We start from the raw sequence: 13,686 nt of genomic DNA, 5'->3' as shown, positions 1-13,686 counted from the left end.
CAGAAGCGGTTTCGACGGTGTGCATGCAATTTGCCAGGACGTCTTTCGATGATGCTCTCCACGTCCCCTTCCGAAAACTGAGCTCGATCGGCATCGAGTATTTTTTGATGTCGATCAACATCAATACGTTGACATTTTAGATTTCGATCATAATCATAAGTGCGACCTCCTCAACGCACTTTACGAGTACATCCTCCATGACAACGCCATCCACTGTTCTCATTACCGGTGCCTCCAGCGGCATCGGCGCGGTATATGCCGAACGATTTGCCCGTCGCGGTCACAATCTCGTGACAGTCGCTCGTGACAAGGCACGTCTTGATGCCCTGGCAGCGCGCCTTCGTGAAGAAAACGGCGTTGCCGTTGAAGTCATTCAGGCTGATTTGACTCGATCTGCCGACCTCACGGCTCTGGAAACCCGTCTGCGTGAGGACACCAGCATCGATGTGCTGATCAACAACGCTGGCATTGCTCAATCCGGAGGCTTCGTCCAACAGAACGCCGAGTCCATCGACAAGCTTGTCGCACTCAATATCGTCGCCCTGACACGCCTTGCGGCCGCCGTGGCCCCGCGTTTCGCGCAGTCCGGCTCAGGCTCGATCGTCAACCTCGGATCGGTGGTGGGCCTTGCGCCAGAGTTCGGCATGTCGGTCTACGGTGCGACCAAGGCCTATGTGCTGTTCCTTTCCCAGGGAATGAACGTGGAACTGGCGCCCAAGGGCGTATACGTCCAGGCGGTGCTCCCGGCGGCCACCCGTACCGAAATCTGGGAGCGCGCGGGAATCGATCTGAACACTATTGCAGAGGTGATGGACGTCGACGAACTGGTTGATGCGGCACTGGTGGGCTACGACCGCCGCGAACAGGTGACCATTCCGCCGCTGCATGTGGCGGGTCGTTGGGACTCGCTGGATGAGGCGCGACAAGGGCTGTTGTCGGACATTCGACAGGCCCGGGCGGCCGAGCGCTATCGCCCGCAAGCCTGAAGCGGATCAAGCCGTGGCAGGCGTCCATTCTTGTTCGACGACACTGGAATCAGAGCGTCATGAAAGCACTGACATTCGAGAACTACGGCAAATCGCCGGAGATTGCGATTACCCACGTTCCCATACCGGCCATCAAACCTGATGAACTGTTGGTGGAAGTTCACGCGGCCGGGTTGAACCCGATCGACAACATGATCACTACGGGTGCTTTCAAGACTGTGGTGAAGCTGCAACTACCGGCCATCATGGGCAGCGATCTGGCAGGCGTGGTCATTCAGGTGGGCAGCGCAGTCACTCGATTCAAGGCAGGCGACGCGGTATTCGCGAGCCTGTTCGAGCTGGGTGGGGGCGCAATCGCCGAGTTCGCCGCCGTGCCGGAACACGCTGCCGCCCGGAAGCCCGCCAATCTGGACTTTGTTCAGGCAGCCTCCATTCCGATGGTCGGGCTTACGTCGTGGCAGGCATTCAAGGAGCGCGCCTCTCTTCAATCGGGCCAGAAAGTGTTCATACCGGCCGGGGCTGGAGGTATCGGCACCTTCGCCATCCAGCTGGCCAAACACCTGGGCGCCGAAGTGGCCACGACCACCAGCACAGGAAATATGGCGCTGGTTCGCAGCCTGGGCGCAGATGAAGTCGTGAATTACCAAGAGCAGGCATTCGAACAGTTGCTGCACGACGTTGACCTGGTCCTCGGCACCACCCGGGGAGACGACCTTGCAAGAGCTGTCGGCATCCTCAAGCCCGGCGGCAGGATCGTATCACTGGTCGGTCCGCTGGATGCGTCATTCGCCAAGGCTCGGCGGATGAATGCGTTCTTCACCTTCGTATTCGGGTTGATGAGCCGCAGGATCACGCGTCTGGCCAGAAAGAAGAATGTGTCGTACTCGTTTCTGTTTGTTCGCGCGGATGGCGCTCAACTTGGCGAGATTGCCAGGTTGCTTGAACGTGGCCAGATAACACCGGTGATTGACAGGGTCTTTGCGTTTGAACAGGCCCGCGAAGGGCTTGAATACCTGGGTCAGGGCCGCGCCAAAGGCAAGGTCGTCGTGAAGATCAAGTAAGCGCTTATTAAAGCCCCGCCCAGCCACCCTTCAGGCACGCGCCTGTCGAGTATTGGAGTATCGAATGAACACCTCTTCCAAAAGAACCGCCATCGTCACGGGTGCATCATCGGGCATCGGTCGCGCCACCGCCGAGGCGCTGGCGCGCGCCGGGTATACCGTGTTTGGCACGAGCCGCAAAATCGGTGACAGTGATGCACAGGTCTCCATGCTGACCTGCAATGTCACGGCTGACGATTCTGTCCGCGCGCTCGTTGCTGCCGTCCTCGCGCAAACCGGGCGTATCGACCTGCTGGTCAATAATGCCGGCATCGGCATGCTGGGCGGCGCCGAGGAGTTCTCGATCCCGCAAGTGCAGGCCCTGTTCGACGTCAATCTGTTTGGCGTCATGCGCATGACCAACGCGGTATTGCCGTCGATGCGCCAACGAGGTCAGGGGCGCATTATCAATATCGGCTCGGTTCTGGGGCTGATACCGGCGCCCTACTCGGCGCATTATTCGGCGGTCAAACACGCCCTGGAAGGCTATTCGGAATCGCTCGATCACGAAATTCGCGCCTTCAACGTCCGGGTCTCGGTCATTGAGCCGGCCTACGTACGCACCGTCTTCGATCAAAATGGCATCGAGCCGGACTCGCAGTTGCAGGCGTACGATCAGGCGCGAGCCGGGGTCCGTGCATTGCTCGCCGATGTCATGCCGACAGCCGACTTGCCCGAGGTTGTCGCAGCGGTGGTGCTGAAAGCGGCGAGCGATGTTCGTCCCCGGCATCGATACACCGCCGGCAAGACCGCCCGACAAATCAGCCTGCTACGGCGCTTCGCACCTGCCGGGGCGTTCGATAAGAGCTTGCGCAAGCAGTTTCGCTTGCCGGAGTGAATGGCACGGGTCGGGGTGGAATGGTACGTTGCCAACGCGCCCTCTCCGGTCCATGCGCATCCTTGGTTCAACCGATAGCGTCAGTAACCGACGCCCCTGACCCCGCCCGAAGCGCGGATGGATTCGCCGGTGACCCAGTGCGAGTCCTGCGACGCCAGAAACACAGCCAAGGGGGCGATATCTTCGGGCTCTCCAAAACGACCCAAGGGTGTTCCAGCCAGAATCTTCTCACCTAACTCACCGGCAAAATGCCCATGGGTTGCCGGGGTGTTGGTGTGCCCCGGCAGGATCGAGTTGACCCTGATGCCCCGCGCGCCCAGCTCTCTGGCCAGCGCGAAGGTCAAGGTATCGACCGCGCCCTTGGTCGCCGCGTACACGCTCGACGCCAGGTAAGGGTCGGTGCTGAGAATCGAGCTGATATTGATGATGCTGCCGGTCGGCCCCAACAATTTGACGGCCTCTCGCACTGCAAGCAGGTAGCCCAGCACGTTCAGGTTGAATTGCGTGTGGAAAGCCTCTTCAGTCAGGTCGTCGATCATCTGGAACACAGCGACACCCGCATTGTTGACCAGAATGTCCAGAGCGCCGTACTTCGTGCCGACCGTTTCGAACAGGCGTATCACGTCTGCTGACTGGCTCATGTCTGCCTGTACCGCAAACGCGGAGCCGCCGTGCTCTGCGATCCAGGCGACGACGGCGTCCGCATCCGCCTTGCCGGAAGCGTAGTTGACGATGACGGTCGCGCCCTCGGCGCCCAGTGCTTTGGCGATCCCGGCACCTATGCCTTTGGACGCCCCCGTGACAACCGCTATCTTTCCTTCGAGTTTCATAAACCGGCCTTCTTCAAGTGATGTGGTATGAGGCCTCGTTGCAATCGGATCATGAATGACCGCCAGGCAACCAGCCGCGTGTCATCAGTATTCGGCCATCGAGGAGCACAACGTTTGCCGGTTAGTCGCAGATCCTTGCCTGTTCCTCTCAAGTTGCTTGCCATGCCTCGGGATATGGCCCACGGTGGCCTGTATGGAGAAATCATTGGCAGAACTGCGCTGCATCGTGATGCGCGCACAGGACAAGTGGACCGACACCGGGTTGCCTCGGGTGTCAATGGTCCGGGCCGAGGCCTGTGCGGATCAGGTCTATCAGCCGATGCTGCACTTGGTGCTTCAAGGCACCAAGACCCTGTCGATCGGCGAAGATGCGTCCAGATACACCACGGGGCACTACTTTCTGGTGCCTGTCGATGTGCCTGCGACGGGGCAGATTCACGCCGACACGCCGGACAAACCTTATCTTGCGGTCAGCCTGACCCTCGATCCGGAAGTAATCGCCACGCTGCTGATGGCCGAAGGCAGAGCACCTGAAGCGCCCCAGAACGCCTGCTTCGAGGGCATCATCGCGCCAGATGAAATGATCGATGCATGGTTACGCATGCTGCGACTCATGGACCGCCCGCATGAAGTCGCAGTCCTCGCACCCATGATCGAACGGGAGATTCTGTTCCGGGCCTTGCAGGGACCACTGGGTGGCATTCTTCGTGACGTTGCACGCCCGGATGGCCGACTGACGCAGATCCGCCGCGTCACCCAGTGGATTGGTGAGCACTACACCGAGCCCTTTCGCGTCGAACCGCTCGCGCAGATGGCCGACATGAGTGTTGCTGCCTTTTACAGGCACTTCAAATCCGTCACAGCGATGAGCCCGATTCAATATCAGAAGCGCCTGCGCCTGTTGAAGGCGCGCTGGTTGCTGCTCTTCGACACACTGGATGCGACCTCCATCGCTTATGCCGTAGGGTACGAAAGCGCTTCGCAATTCAACCGGGAGTACGCGCGGCTGTTCGGCCTGCCTCCGGCGCGGGACGCTGCAAGATTCAGGACGCCCGCAGATGAATTGACGGCCGTGTCGTGAGCCGTCGCCCCAGTTGTTACATGTCAGTCACGAGCGTACCGGCAATGCTCTCGGCGAACCCGCCACCGAAGACCTTGGCCGGTGTGACAAAACCCGGCAGCCGTTCGCCGTCGAGCACGCGACGCGCAGCCTCTACGGCCGCCAGCGGCGTATAGGTATAGCCGTTCACGGTCTCGATCATGGAACGTGCGATCGCGCCCTTCGCATCGGTCACTTCAACCACTGCACGCGCCCGATGCGCCTCCCTTTGCTCGGGCGTCGGGCCATCAGGCAGTTGTGACAGATCGCCTTGCGGGAACGCATCCCCGGCGATATGCACAAACATTGCAATATTGGGGATGCCGGTCGAATGCCAGGCGGTGACCAGATCACCGAATGACAACGGTACGCAAAGGACCGGACCCTGACCAAAATCAAAATGACGCGGCTCGGCATTCGGCGTTGCAACAAGTTCGCCATCGATTCTGGCGAGCACGCCTGCACCAATGATTTCGCTGACACTCATGGCAGACCCGCGGGACATCGACCCTGGCACCTGCAGCGCCATGTTCAGCGCCGTTGGCCCCTGCACGCGCCCGGCAACCTGCACGGCCAGCGAATCGGTAGGCACGACATCCCAACCGACACCCGGCAACAGCATGACCTGACTTGCCGCCGCTTCAGCGCCCAGCCTTTCGGCCAGCCGGTAAACATTGATCTCGGCGGTGATGTCGAGGTAGTCGACACCGGCCTTGATACAGGCGCGCATCAACGGCTCGGCGGTCTGCACAAATGGCCCTGCGAAGTTGAGCAACACCGAGATGCCGGACAAAAAACCCTCGGCCTGGTCGGCATCGAAAACCCGGTATTTCACGTCCAGTTGCGCAGCGAGGGAGGCGAGGCGCTGCTGATTGCGTCCGGCGATTTCTACCTTCAGGCCGAGCGCCCTGGCCCGCTCTGCGGCCATACGCCCGGTGTAGCCCGTAGCGCCATAAATCAGAAGTGTGTTCATTGGACGTGCTGCCTTTTTTTCGAGACGAAGTCGGGGCTGTAGCCATCGAGGTACAGAACGGCTGTCGCACGTAGAACGCTATGATCGAGCATGGGGTCGCCCTCAGATGTTGTAGCCGCCTGCGACTTCGATAGTCTGCGCATTGATCCAGCCAGCCTCTTCGGACAGCAGCATGGCGATGACGCGTGCCACATCCTGCGGTTCGCCGACCCGGCCCAAGGCCGTCTGCGCCGCCAGCATCGCCTCGAACTCATCATTGAGCCCACCGCCCAGTTCGGTACGAATGGCGCCGGGCGACACAGCGTTGGCCCGGATGCGTCGGCCGGCAAACTCGGCCGCCATATAGCGGGTCAAGACTTCAAGCCCGCCCTTAAACGCCGCATAGGGAGCGACCCCGGCAGTGGCCACGCGAGTGGTGGCACTGGTCAGGTTGACGATGCTGGCGTTTTCCGCCATCAGCGGCAGCAATGTCTGGGTGAGGAAAAAAGGGCCTTTGAGATGCACATTGAACAGGCCATCGAACTGCGCTTCGCTGACCGTCTCCAACGGATTGAACAGCCCGTAACCCGCGTTATTGACCAGACCGCTCAGTGTTGCGACGCCCCAGACTTCTTGCAGGACCGAGCACACTGACGCTCGAAACGCCTCGAAGCTGCCGACGTCAGCGACATCCAGCCTGAGCGCAACTGCCTTGCCACCGGCCTGCGCGATACGCTCGACCACCGTTGCGGCGGCCTCCGGGTTGGCGTTGTAGGTAAGGATGACCCCCATCCCGCGTCGAGCCACGTGTTCGGCTGCACTTGCGCCGATGCCACGGCTGCCGCCAGTGATTACGATGACGCCCATGTGATGTTCCTCTGTGGTTTGAATGTGTCTCCACAGTACCCAGCGCCATCACCGGGAGCGTACCCGTTCCTGCTCGAAACCTGCCTGTTTCTGCTTTTCGCTTGCACGGCGCCATGCTCTGCCCTCAGCATGCGAAGCATGGACAATCAACTCGATGAACTGCGGCTGCTCGCGGCCAAGGCTGAAAATCGCCGTACTGAAACAGGCATACCTCGTGTGGCCATGGTTCAAGGCAAAATCCCCGAGCATATGCTGGCAGCGGTCTACGACCCGATGATTAATGTGATCCTGCAAGGCAGCAAGCACATGACCGTCGGTGACAGCACGCTCGAATATGACCCGGCGACCTACTTCGTCATGTCCATCGACCTGCCTGCCGTGGGCTCGGTACACCCCGCCAGGTCCGGAGAACCCTATCTGGCGGTCAGCCTGACGCTGGATCCTGCGGTGTTATCCACACTGTTCGCCGACTTGCCCAAACCTGCCAGCCGCCTCGAGAACAGGCCCGGGTTTTCAGTGGCGCCGATGACCACCGAACTGATGGATGCGTGGGTGCGAATGCTGCGCCTGATGGGCGACCCGGACGCCATCGCCGCGCTGGCGCCGGTCTACGAACGGGAGATTATCTTCCGGGTACTTCAAGGGCCTCATGGCTGGATGCTCCGCGAGATCGCCGCACCGGATACTGCGATGGCCAGAGTCAACATGTCGATCCAGTGGATCCGCCGCGACTTCGCTGAGCCGTTAGGCGTGGAGCGCCTGGCGGAACGCGCGTCGATGAGCGTTTCGGCGTTTCATCGCCACTTCAAGGCCGTGACCAACCTGAGCCCTTTGCAGTACCAGAAGCGGGTACGTCTGCTGCACGCCAGAACGCTGATGGTGGCCAACGCCAAAAGTGTCATGGCGGCAGCCTTCGAGGTGGGCTATGAAAGCGCCACGCAATTCAGTCGGGATTATTCGAGGGTGTTCGGACTTCCGCCGGCCCAGGATGCCGGGCGGATCCTCGAGGCTACGAGGGGCGCGGCAGTTAATCAGCCTCTCGCCTGATGCACGCAGAGCGGCGGGCCTCTAGGCCGGAAGCGGCCCACAGGCACGATAGGTGTCGATCAACGTGTCAAAAAGGGAAATATCCGACCTGCTTCTGGCAACCAGTTGAGCGCCCGCCACAGCGGAAAAAATGGCCTGCGCCCGCACCTCGCTGTCCGAGGGCGCGCAAACCTTCGCAGCCACCAGAAGCTTGCTCAGCCAGGCAATGTTGACCTGGGCAAATAGCTGCATTTCCTCGGTCATCTCCGGCGGCAGGTTGTCGGTTTCAGCGCCGACGAAAGTGCCCAGGCAAAGGCGGTTTTCAACTTCCAGCGAACGCCGGAAAATTTCCGGGAAACGCTGTAACGCTTCGCCGGGATCGGGGGTTTCTTCGCAGATCGTCTCGAGTGCAGCGGCACCGTCCTGCCAGTATCGCCTGGCAACCGCGACACCCAGATCAGCCTTGCTGGGGAAGTGGTAGTAAATACTGGCCGGCTTGATTCCGACCTGGGCGGCCAGATCGCGAAAGTTCAGGCCGTTGTAGCCCTGGGACTGGGCAATGTTTCTTGCAGCAAGCAGAATCGCCTCACGGGCGTTGATGGTCATCGTAGTGCCTTGTACTTCGGACGCGTTTCTGGAAACCAACACATGCTAATTCAAAAACCTGCCTTTTGTTAGGTAGAAAGACGGTGTGGGCATGGCAGCGGTCATACGCTGCTAAAGGGCCATCGTCGGTTTCTCCCAAGCTGCAACGGCTATCGCCGGGAACATCCTGCTTGACGTTCCCGGCTATAAGGTGCGCGTACAACCGCTCAATCATTCGGCCGGCGAGTCCAGCTCAGGAATTCCACTGCTGCAATCAGCATAAGCGGCCTGGAAAGCCGGACGCTTCTGCCAGCGCTGCCAGTACAGATCCAGGAACTCGAAACGCTCATCCAGTGGCGTGGCGTTGACCGGGAACTTGGAGAAGGCAATGGCGGTTGCAAGCGTGATGTCCGCGAACGTTGGCGCATCGCCGCCCAGCAGCCACTCGCGGCCATCGGACAGATGACGATTGACCAATGCCGCATGGCTCAGCGCCTCTTTGCGGCAATGCTCGCCCCATGCTTCGTTCTTGGTCAGTTCAAGCTTGAAGCCGAGGCCGGTGTGCAGCACGTGAAAGGCCGTAACGATCCGGTAGAGGATATGCACCCAGATGCGGTTATCCCACATGTTATCGAGGCCCTGCTCCAGGGCGCCCTCGCCCATGATCTTGCGGCCCGGATAAGCCTGATCCAGGTAACGCGCGATAGCGGCCGTCTCGGAAATGAAGCTGCCGTCTGCCAGTTCCAGGGTCGGTGTTTCACCCCAAGGGTTCATGTTCAGGTGACGCCAGCCACGCTGCTCTCCACCCGGCGTCATGTCATAAATGGTTTCGTCGAACTGATCGGCAATGCCTTTTTCGTGGATGAACAAACGCAGGCGTTGAGGATTCGGAAATGCCGAAGGAGAGGTGAAAAGTCGCAATTTGGAGGTCATGGTCGGGCCTGTGAGGTAGGGTAAAAAACCTACCTAACTATCGTTAGGTAGCCATACCGTAGCGGTACTTTTGCACCGAGTCAATGTCTACCTAACATTTGTTAGGTAGACAATATCTGGCTCGGCTGACCAGCAAGCCTAGCAACCGGACAGGATTGTGCTGAAAATGCAGCTCTCAGGCATGGGTTGGCCCGCATTGACAGCGCTCAAGCGTGAGCACCTTGATATCCTGTCCGCTGATCTCGGGCGGCCAGTACATGCCGCTCAAACACAAGACCCCGGCTCGAACCACAGGCCTCGCCAGGCCGCATCGCGCAGAGAAAGAAGGAAAAAGAATGCAGCACGTTTCGCTGAACCGTTTTCGTACCGGGTTGCTCGCCTTGCTTTTGCTGTGCGTGACCTTGCCGGCCCTGGCCCAGAATGCCCCCGCTCCCCAAGCCGATAGTGCCAGCAGCGCAGCGCCTGTCGTGGAAGCCCCGAGCCTGGATGATCTGAATCAACAGCTCGATCAGATCCGTCAGAAAGTGACGGTCAGCGCCAACGATGACCTGCTTTCAAGCCTGCGCCAGGCGGCTTTGCAGGTCCAGAAACAAGCCGACAATCTGGTTGCTCAGCAAGCTGTCGACATCGAACACCTGAATGACCAGCTCAACATTCTCGGGCCGGTGCAACCGGACGAAGCGCCAAGCCTGACCAGTCAGCGCAAGACATTGACCGCGCAGAAAAACGCGCTGGTCAATGATGAACGGCAGACCAATGAGCTAAGCCAGTCAGCCCGGGATCTGGCTACGCAGATATTCAACCTGCGCCGCAGCCTCTTCGATTCACAGATCAGCACGCGCACCGCGAGCCCGCTCAGTTCGGCATTCTGGTCCACGCTGATTCGCCCGACCGATGACGACCTGGGACGCCTGAACAGGCTTCTGGTGGATGTGCGCCAGGTGCTCAACAACGCGATGGCACCGGAAAACCGTGTGCAATTCATCAGCGTGGTGCTGGGCGCGTTGTTCATCTGGGTGGCTGTCCGGCGCCTGCTGGAGCGCCTGCTGATCTGGGCAATGATTCGCTGGCTGCCCGAAGGCCGCCTGCGCCGCAGTGCTCTGGCCCTGGCTGTCGGGCTGTCGACCATTCTCACCATCACCATTGCCACTTCCTTGCTGCGCTGGGGGATCGTCCACAACGCGGTACTCAGCAACGACGTAGTCAATCTGCTCGATCAGGTGCAGACGCTGATTACCTTCTGCGCCTTCATCGTCGGTCTGGGCCGTGCGCTGTTGATGCTGGCACACGCCTCGTGGCGCCTGCCGCAAATTCCTGACCAGATCGCCACCGCATTGGGTCGCTTCCCCCCTGCCCTGGCGCTGGCACTGATGGTCATCGGCACGCAGGAACGAATCAACAGCGTGATTGCCAGCAGCCTGGCCCTGACGGTTGCGGTCAATGGCCTGACGGCACTGGCGGTTTCGCTGGTGTTCTTCTACGCCCTGTTGCGCTACCGCCGCACCCGCCGACGCTTTGAGCTGGAGCGCCCGGCGGGCTTCGCCGGGCTGATTCCGTTTATCGTTGCGGTGTGGGTCGGCCTGAGTTTGCTGGCGTTGTTGAGCGGCTACCTGACGCTGGCGTACTTTCTGGCAGTGAAACTGCTCTGGGTGAGCGTAGTGGCGTCCACTGCGTACCTGCTGATCGCCTGCTTCGGTGACATCTGCGAAACCCTCTTGTCGCCCAAGCAACCCGGCGGCCTGGCGCTGGGGTCGGCGCTGGGCTTGTCCACTCGCCATCAGGCGCAGGCAAGTACCGTACTGGCCGGCATAGGCCGCACCTTACTGCTGCTCACCGCTGTCCTGCTGGCGTTCCTGCCTTCAGGGTCAAGCCCGGGCGATCTGCTCGCCAGCTTTACTCAGCTGGATGTCACCTCCAAATCCATGGGCAACCTGAACATCGTCCCCGGCGACATTCTGGTAGCACTGGTGTGCCTGGTCGTCGGCCTGCTGAGCGTGCGTGTCCTCAAGGAGTGGTTTGGAGAACGCCTGCTGCCCGAAACCAACATGGACGCGGGCATGCAGGCTTCGCTGGTGACCCTGATCGGTTACATCGGCTTTGTGCTGGTGGTGGCCGTGGTGATGTCCACACTCAACATCAGCCTTACCAACCTGACCTGGGTGGTCAGTGCGCTGTCGGTGGGGATAGGTTTCGGCCTGCAAGCCATTGTGCAGAACTTCATCTCCGGCCTGATTCTGCTGACCGAGCGCCCGGTCAAAGTCGGCGACTGGGTAAGCCTGGCGGGGGTCGAAGGCGATATTCGCCGGATCAACGTCCGTGCGACCGAAATCCAGATGGGCGACCGCTCGACAGTGATCGTGCCGAACTCGCAATTCATCACGCAGAACGTGCGTAACGTCACCATGGGCAATGCGCTGGGAGTGGTCGGAATCACCCTCACCCTGCCCCTGGAAACAGACGTCCTGCAAATACGCGAACTGCTGTTGCAGGCCTTCACCGAACACGAAGCGATACTCGATGCGCCAGCGCCTTCAGTCACCTTCAAGGACTTGACCAATACCGGTTTGATCATCAGCGCCAGCGGCTACGTGAACAGCCCACGCTCTGTGGGTGGCGCACGGAGTGATCTGTTGTTTACCGTTCTGGGGCGTCTGAGGGAATTGGGTGTAGCGCTGTCTGCACCGCAGAGCATGGTGTTGATTAATGAGGGGGCTGGGAAAGAGGCGGCGGCGGAGGAGAGTCAGTGATGCTTGTTTGTATGGTGTCCCAGGCGGGGTTCGAACCTGCAACCTTCCCCTTAGGAGGGGGATGCTCTATCCAATTGAGCTACTGAGACACTGCGTGCCGACACACCGATCGGTGCCAGCGAGGACGGCGTGCATCTTAGCGGCATGTGGCGCTTTTGTCATGTCGTCATTGCCCTTCGACCCTGTAGCCTATGTCGCCTGGAAACACGGCCCGATAAACCGATCATGCAATTTGCAACACCCCAAAAAGCCATCATTGCAAAACGCACTGTAGAGCACTTTTTTTGATTTAATAAGTGATTGATTTAAAAGGATTTTTTATCATTTTCTGATTGGCATGCAGACTGCATTATTGATATCTGTGGAACACATCTCATCCCAAACGGTCGGGCACAGGTACTGGAAAATGAACAAGACTCTCTCAGCGTTGAATGCGGCAGCTCTGGTGGCTCTGGTGGCATTTCATTTCCAGGATTCTGGTATCAAGGACGCTCAGGCCATCACGCCTGCTCCTGTGCACCACCAGATCAGTCAGGCGCCAAAGCTGGCAATCATGACTGACCGCGTTGCAAGCGCAGCGATGCTGGCCAATGACGATGATGAGTCACTTCAGTTTCCACGCGCCGAACAGCGCTGGGTTTTCTGATAACGCCCGCAGCGACCCTTTCAAGAGAGAGTAGCCATGTCAAAATCCGCGTTGTCATTTCTGGTCCTGACGATCATGGCTGTCGTTGCCGACCTTTTGCTTCCTGTTAATGCACAAGCCATGAGTATCGCTGCAAATATCGCCGCCGGCGTATTCGCCAGTCTCTTCGTGGTTGCGCTGTTCGTCGGTCGTCGCTTCAAATTCGACCCGGTGCTTCGCTGACAGCGAAGCTACCTGCGCCAATTTGCCCGGTCGTCTGACCGTTCGCATCCAGAATCCCCCCTCCTCCAAAAGAACCTTCCTGCACCGCAGCCAACCCTTTGTCGGCTAACCTCGCTCACGCTGAATTTAGACGCATACTCAGAGTCAAATGGCCATGATCGCTAAAAAGGCTCGGTGGCGTGCCCTTTTATCCGGGGACAAATGCGATGACTTTGCAAATTCGCTCGCATTTCTGATAATTGGTGCTGGCAATACGCCGCTACCTGAGTCAATATTTGTCACAGAATTGACGCCAAGGATTCGACGTAATACGGCATGATGTCGGCCCCTTGGAACCCCGGTTGAACATTTGGCCAAAATGATTGTCAGACTGTGACAATCTTGCGGCCACTTGCTAGAACCGCTTCCCCTGAACTAACCGGTTAAATATATGAGCCCTATGAAACAGGCTACTTATTCCAGCCGCACGGCTGACAAGTTCGTCGTTCGCCTACCAGACGGCATGCGTAATCGCGTGCAAGAGGTAGCCAAGAATCATCACCGCAGCATGAACTCGGAGATCATTGCTCGTCTCGAACAAAGCCTGATTCAGGAAGGTGCTCTTGGTGATGAACCAAGCCTGCGTCTCGATAGTCCTGAGCTGTCCTTGCACGAACGCGAGCTGCTGCAACGCTTTCGTCAGCTTTCACATCGTCAACAGAACGCCCTTGTTTCGCTGATTGCTCATGACACGGAACTCGCTTCCGAAGAGTCCTGAGATTTGACGCAACAGACAAAGGCCAGCGAAAGCTGGCCTTTTTCGTTATAGCCTTTTTGTAGTCTTTTTCTTTATTAGTCGTCGGCTTATTGTGTTAC

Annotated in this window: 14 protein-coding genes and 1 tRNA gene; 9 read left to right on the top strand and 6 right to left on the bottom strand. The window is 59.1% G+C overall.

Annotated features, from left to right (window positions below; all coding sequences use genetic code 11):
- The first annotated feature begins 197 nt into the window (after positions 1 to 197).
- The 3 genes from KBY08_RS03265 (at position 198) to KBY08_RS03255 (ending at position 2,924) form a co-directional block, all read left to right on the top strand.
- Entirely contained in the window at positions 198 to 986 is a 789-nt protein-coding gene (locus KBY08_RS03265) for an SDR family NAD(P)-dependent oxidoreductase (protein WP_024642778.1), read from the top strand.
- 59 nt (positions 987 to 1,045) lie between these two features.
- Positions 1,046 to 2,047: an NADP-dependent oxidoreductase gene (locus KBY08_RS03260; protein WP_003406429.1), complete on the top strand. Its 1,002-nt coding sequence runs from the start codon at positions 1,046 to 1,048 to the stop codon at positions 2,045 to 2,047.
- A gap of 64 nt (positions 2,048 to 2,111) precedes the next feature.
- Positions 2,112 to 2,924, top strand: a complete 813-nt coding sequence (locus KBY08_RS03255; protein WP_011268502.1) for an oxidoreductase — start codon at positions 2,112 to 2,114, stop codon at positions 2,922 to 2,924.
- An 80-nt stretch (positions 2,925 to 3,004) separates the two neighbouring features.
- Here KBY08_RS03255 and KBY08_RS03250 read toward each other — a convergent pair whose 3' ends face one another.
- A complete protein-coding gene (locus KBY08_RS03250; protein ID WP_003406431.1) occupies positions 3,005 to 3,754 on the bottom strand; it encodes an SDR family oxidoreductase in 750 nt (249 codons plus the stop codon).
- A 193-nt stretch (positions 3,755 to 3,947) separates the two neighbouring features.
- On the opposite strand from KBY08_RS03250, the gene KBY08_RS03245 reads away from it, so the two are divergent.
- Positions 3,948 to 4,835: an AraC family transcriptional regulator gene (locus KBY08_RS03245; RefSeq protein ID WP_032657017.1), complete on the top strand. Its 888-nt coding sequence runs from the start codon at positions 3,948 to 3,950 to the stop codon at positions 4,833 to 4,835.
- A gap of 16 nt (positions 4,836 to 4,851) precedes the next feature.
- Here KBY08_RS03245 and KBY08_RS03240 read toward each other — a convergent pair whose 3' ends face one another.
- Together KBY08_RS03240 and KBY08_RS03235 are read right to left on the bottom strand one after the other, a co-directional pair.
- Positions 4,852 to 5,826: a saccharopine dehydrogenase family protein gene (locus tag KBY08_RS03240; protein ID WP_003406434.1), complete on the bottom strand. Its 975-nt coding sequence runs from the start codon at positions 5,824 to 5,826 to the stop codon at positions 4,852 to 4,854.
- Positions 5,827 to 5,928: 102 nt separating this feature from the next.
- Positions 5,929 to 6,672: an SDR family NAD(P)-dependent oxidoreductase gene (locus KBY08_RS03235; RefSeq protein WP_003406436.1), complete on the bottom strand. Its 744-nt coding sequence runs from the start codon at positions 6,670 to 6,672 to the stop codon at positions 5,929 to 5,931.
- Positions 6,673 to 6,810: 138 nt separating this feature from the next.
- On the opposite strand from KBY08_RS03235, the gene KBY08_RS03230 reads away from it, so the two are divergent.
- Positions 6,811 to 7,719 carry an AraC family transcriptional regulator gene (locus KBY08_RS03230; protein ID WP_024661056.1) on the top strand — a complete coding sequence of 303 codons (909 nt, stop codon included), beginning with the start codon at positions 6,811 to 6,813 and terminating at the stop codon, positions 7,717 to 7,719.
- 21 nt (positions 7,720 to 7,740) lie between these two features.
- On the opposite strand, the gene KBY08_RS03225 is transcribed toward KBY08_RS03230, so the two are convergent.
- Both KBY08_RS03225 and KBY08_RS03220 read right to left on the bottom strand, forming a co-directional pair.
- Entirely contained in the window at positions 7,741 to 8,304 is a 564-nt protein-coding gene (locus KBY08_RS03225) for a TetR/AcrR family transcriptional regulator (RefSeq protein ID WP_024639130.1), read from the bottom strand.
- A gap of 210 nt (positions 8,305 to 8,514) precedes the next feature.
- Complete coding sequence (locus tag KBY08_RS03220) at positions 8,515 to 9,216, bottom strand: glutathione S-transferase family protein (RefSeq protein ID WP_032611121.1); 702 nt, start codon at positions 9,214 to 9,216, stop codon at positions 8,515 to 8,517.
- A 335-nt stretch (positions 9,217 to 9,551) separates the two neighbouring features.
- Here KBY08_RS03220 and KBY08_RS03215 point away from each other — a divergent pair, with 335 nt between their 5' ends.
- On the top strand, positions 9,552 to 11,963 hold the full coding sequence (locus KBY08_RS03215; protein WP_111522436.1) for a DUF3772 domain-containing protein: 2,412 nt from the start codon (positions 9,552 to 9,554) through the stop codon (positions 11,961 to 11,963).
- Positions 11,964 to 11,975: 12 nt separating this feature from the next.
- Here the strand turns inward: KBY08_RS03215 and KBY08_RS03210 are convergent.
- Positions 11,976 to 12,052, bottom strand: a tRNA-Arg gene (locus KBY08_RS03210).
- A gap of 317 nt (positions 12,053 to 12,369) precedes the next feature.
- On the opposite strand from KBY08_RS03210, the gene KBY08_RS03205 reads away from it, so the two are divergent.
- From KBY08_RS03205 to KBY08_RS03195, 3 genes are all read left to right on the top strand, one after another.
- Positions 12,370 to 12,609, top strand: coding sequence for a hypothetical protein (locus KBY08_RS03205; RefSeq protein ID WP_024639118.1), 240 nt, complete (start codon positions 12,370 to 12,372; stop codon positions 12,607 to 12,609).
- 36 nt (positions 12,610 to 12,645) lie between these two features.
- Positions 12,646 to 12,831, top strand: a complete 186-nt coding sequence (locus KBY08_RS03200; protein ID WP_003406456.1) for a PA3371 family protein — start codon at positions 12,646 to 12,648, stop codon at positions 12,829 to 12,831.
- Between the two features lie 430 nt (positions 12,832 to 13,261).
- Positions 13,262 to 13,588, top strand: coding sequence for an Arc family DNA-binding protein (locus KBY08_RS03195; protein ID WP_002554423.1), 327 nt, complete (start codon positions 13,262 to 13,264; stop codon positions 13,586 to 13,588).
- Positions 13,589 to 13,686: the final 98 nt, after the last annotated feature.

Source organism: Pseudomonas sp. P135, assembly GCF_020312125.1.
Taxonomy (GTDB): Bacteria; Pseudomonadota; Gammaproteobacteria; order Pseudomonadales; family Pseudomonadaceae; genus Aquipseudomonas; species Aquipseudomonas fragariae.
Note: the sequence above shows the minus strand (reverse complement) of the source record. Positions and strands in the feature narration are given on the sequence as shown.

Excerpts from the sequence above, each read along its gene's own strand:
- KBY08_RS03245 (WP_032657017.1), top strand. The coding sequence starts at position 3,948 with ATGGAGAAATCATTGGCAGAACTGCGCTGCATCGTGATGCGCGCACAG.
- KBY08_RS03250 (WP_003406431.1), bottom strand. The coding sequence starts at position 3,754 with ATGAAACTCGAAGGAAAGATAGCGGTTGTCACGGGGGCGTCCAAAGGC.
- KBY08_RS03205 (WP_024639118.1), top strand. The coding sequence starts at position 12,370 with ATGAACAAGACTCTCTCAGCGTTGAATGCGGCAGCTCTGGTGGCTCTG.
- KBY08_RS03220 (WP_032611121.1), bottom strand. The coding sequence starts at position 9,216 with ATGACCTCCAAATTGCGACTTTTCACCTCTCCTTCGGCATTTCCGAAT.
- KBY08_RS03230 (WP_024661056.1), top strand. The coding sequence starts at position 6,811 with ATGGACAATCAACTCGATGAACTGCGGCTGCTCGCGGCCAAGGCTGAA.
- KBY08_RS03225 (WP_024639130.1), bottom strand. The coding sequence starts at position 8,304 with ATGACCATCAACGCCCGTGAGGCGATTCTGCTTGCTGCAAGAAACATT.
- KBY08_RS03260 (WP_003406429.1), top strand. The coding sequence starts at position 1,046 with ATGAAAGCACTGACATTCGAGAACTACGGCAAATCGCCGGAGATTGCG.
- KBY08_RS03200 (WP_003406456.1), top strand. The coding sequence starts at position 12,646 with ATGTCAAAATCCGCGTTGTCATTTCTGGTCCTGACGATCATGGCTGTC.
- KBY08_RS03265 (WP_024642778.1), top strand. The coding sequence starts at position 198 with ATGACAACGCCATCCACTGTTCTCATTACCGGTGCCTCCAGCGGCATC.
- KBY08_RS03195 (WP_002554423.1), top strand. The coding sequence starts at position 13,262 with ATGAGCCCTATGAAACAGGCTACTTATTCCAGCCGCACGGCTGACAAG.
- KBY08_RS03235 (WP_003406436.1), bottom strand. The coding sequence starts at position 6,672 with ATGGGCGTCATCGTAATCACTGGCGGCAGCCGTGGCATCGGCGCAAGT.
- KBY08_RS03215 (WP_111522436.1), top strand. The coding sequence starts at position 9,552 with ATGCAGCACGTTTCGCTGAACCGTTTTCGTACCGGGTTGCTCGCCTTG.
- KBY08_RS03240 (WP_003406434.1), bottom strand. The coding sequence starts at position 5,826 with ATGAACACACTTCTGATTTATGGCGCTACGGGCTACACCGGGCGTATG.
- KBY08_RS03255 (WP_011268502.1), top strand. The coding sequence starts at position 2,112 with ATGAACACCTCTTCCAAAAGAACCGCCATCGTCACGGGTGCATCATCG.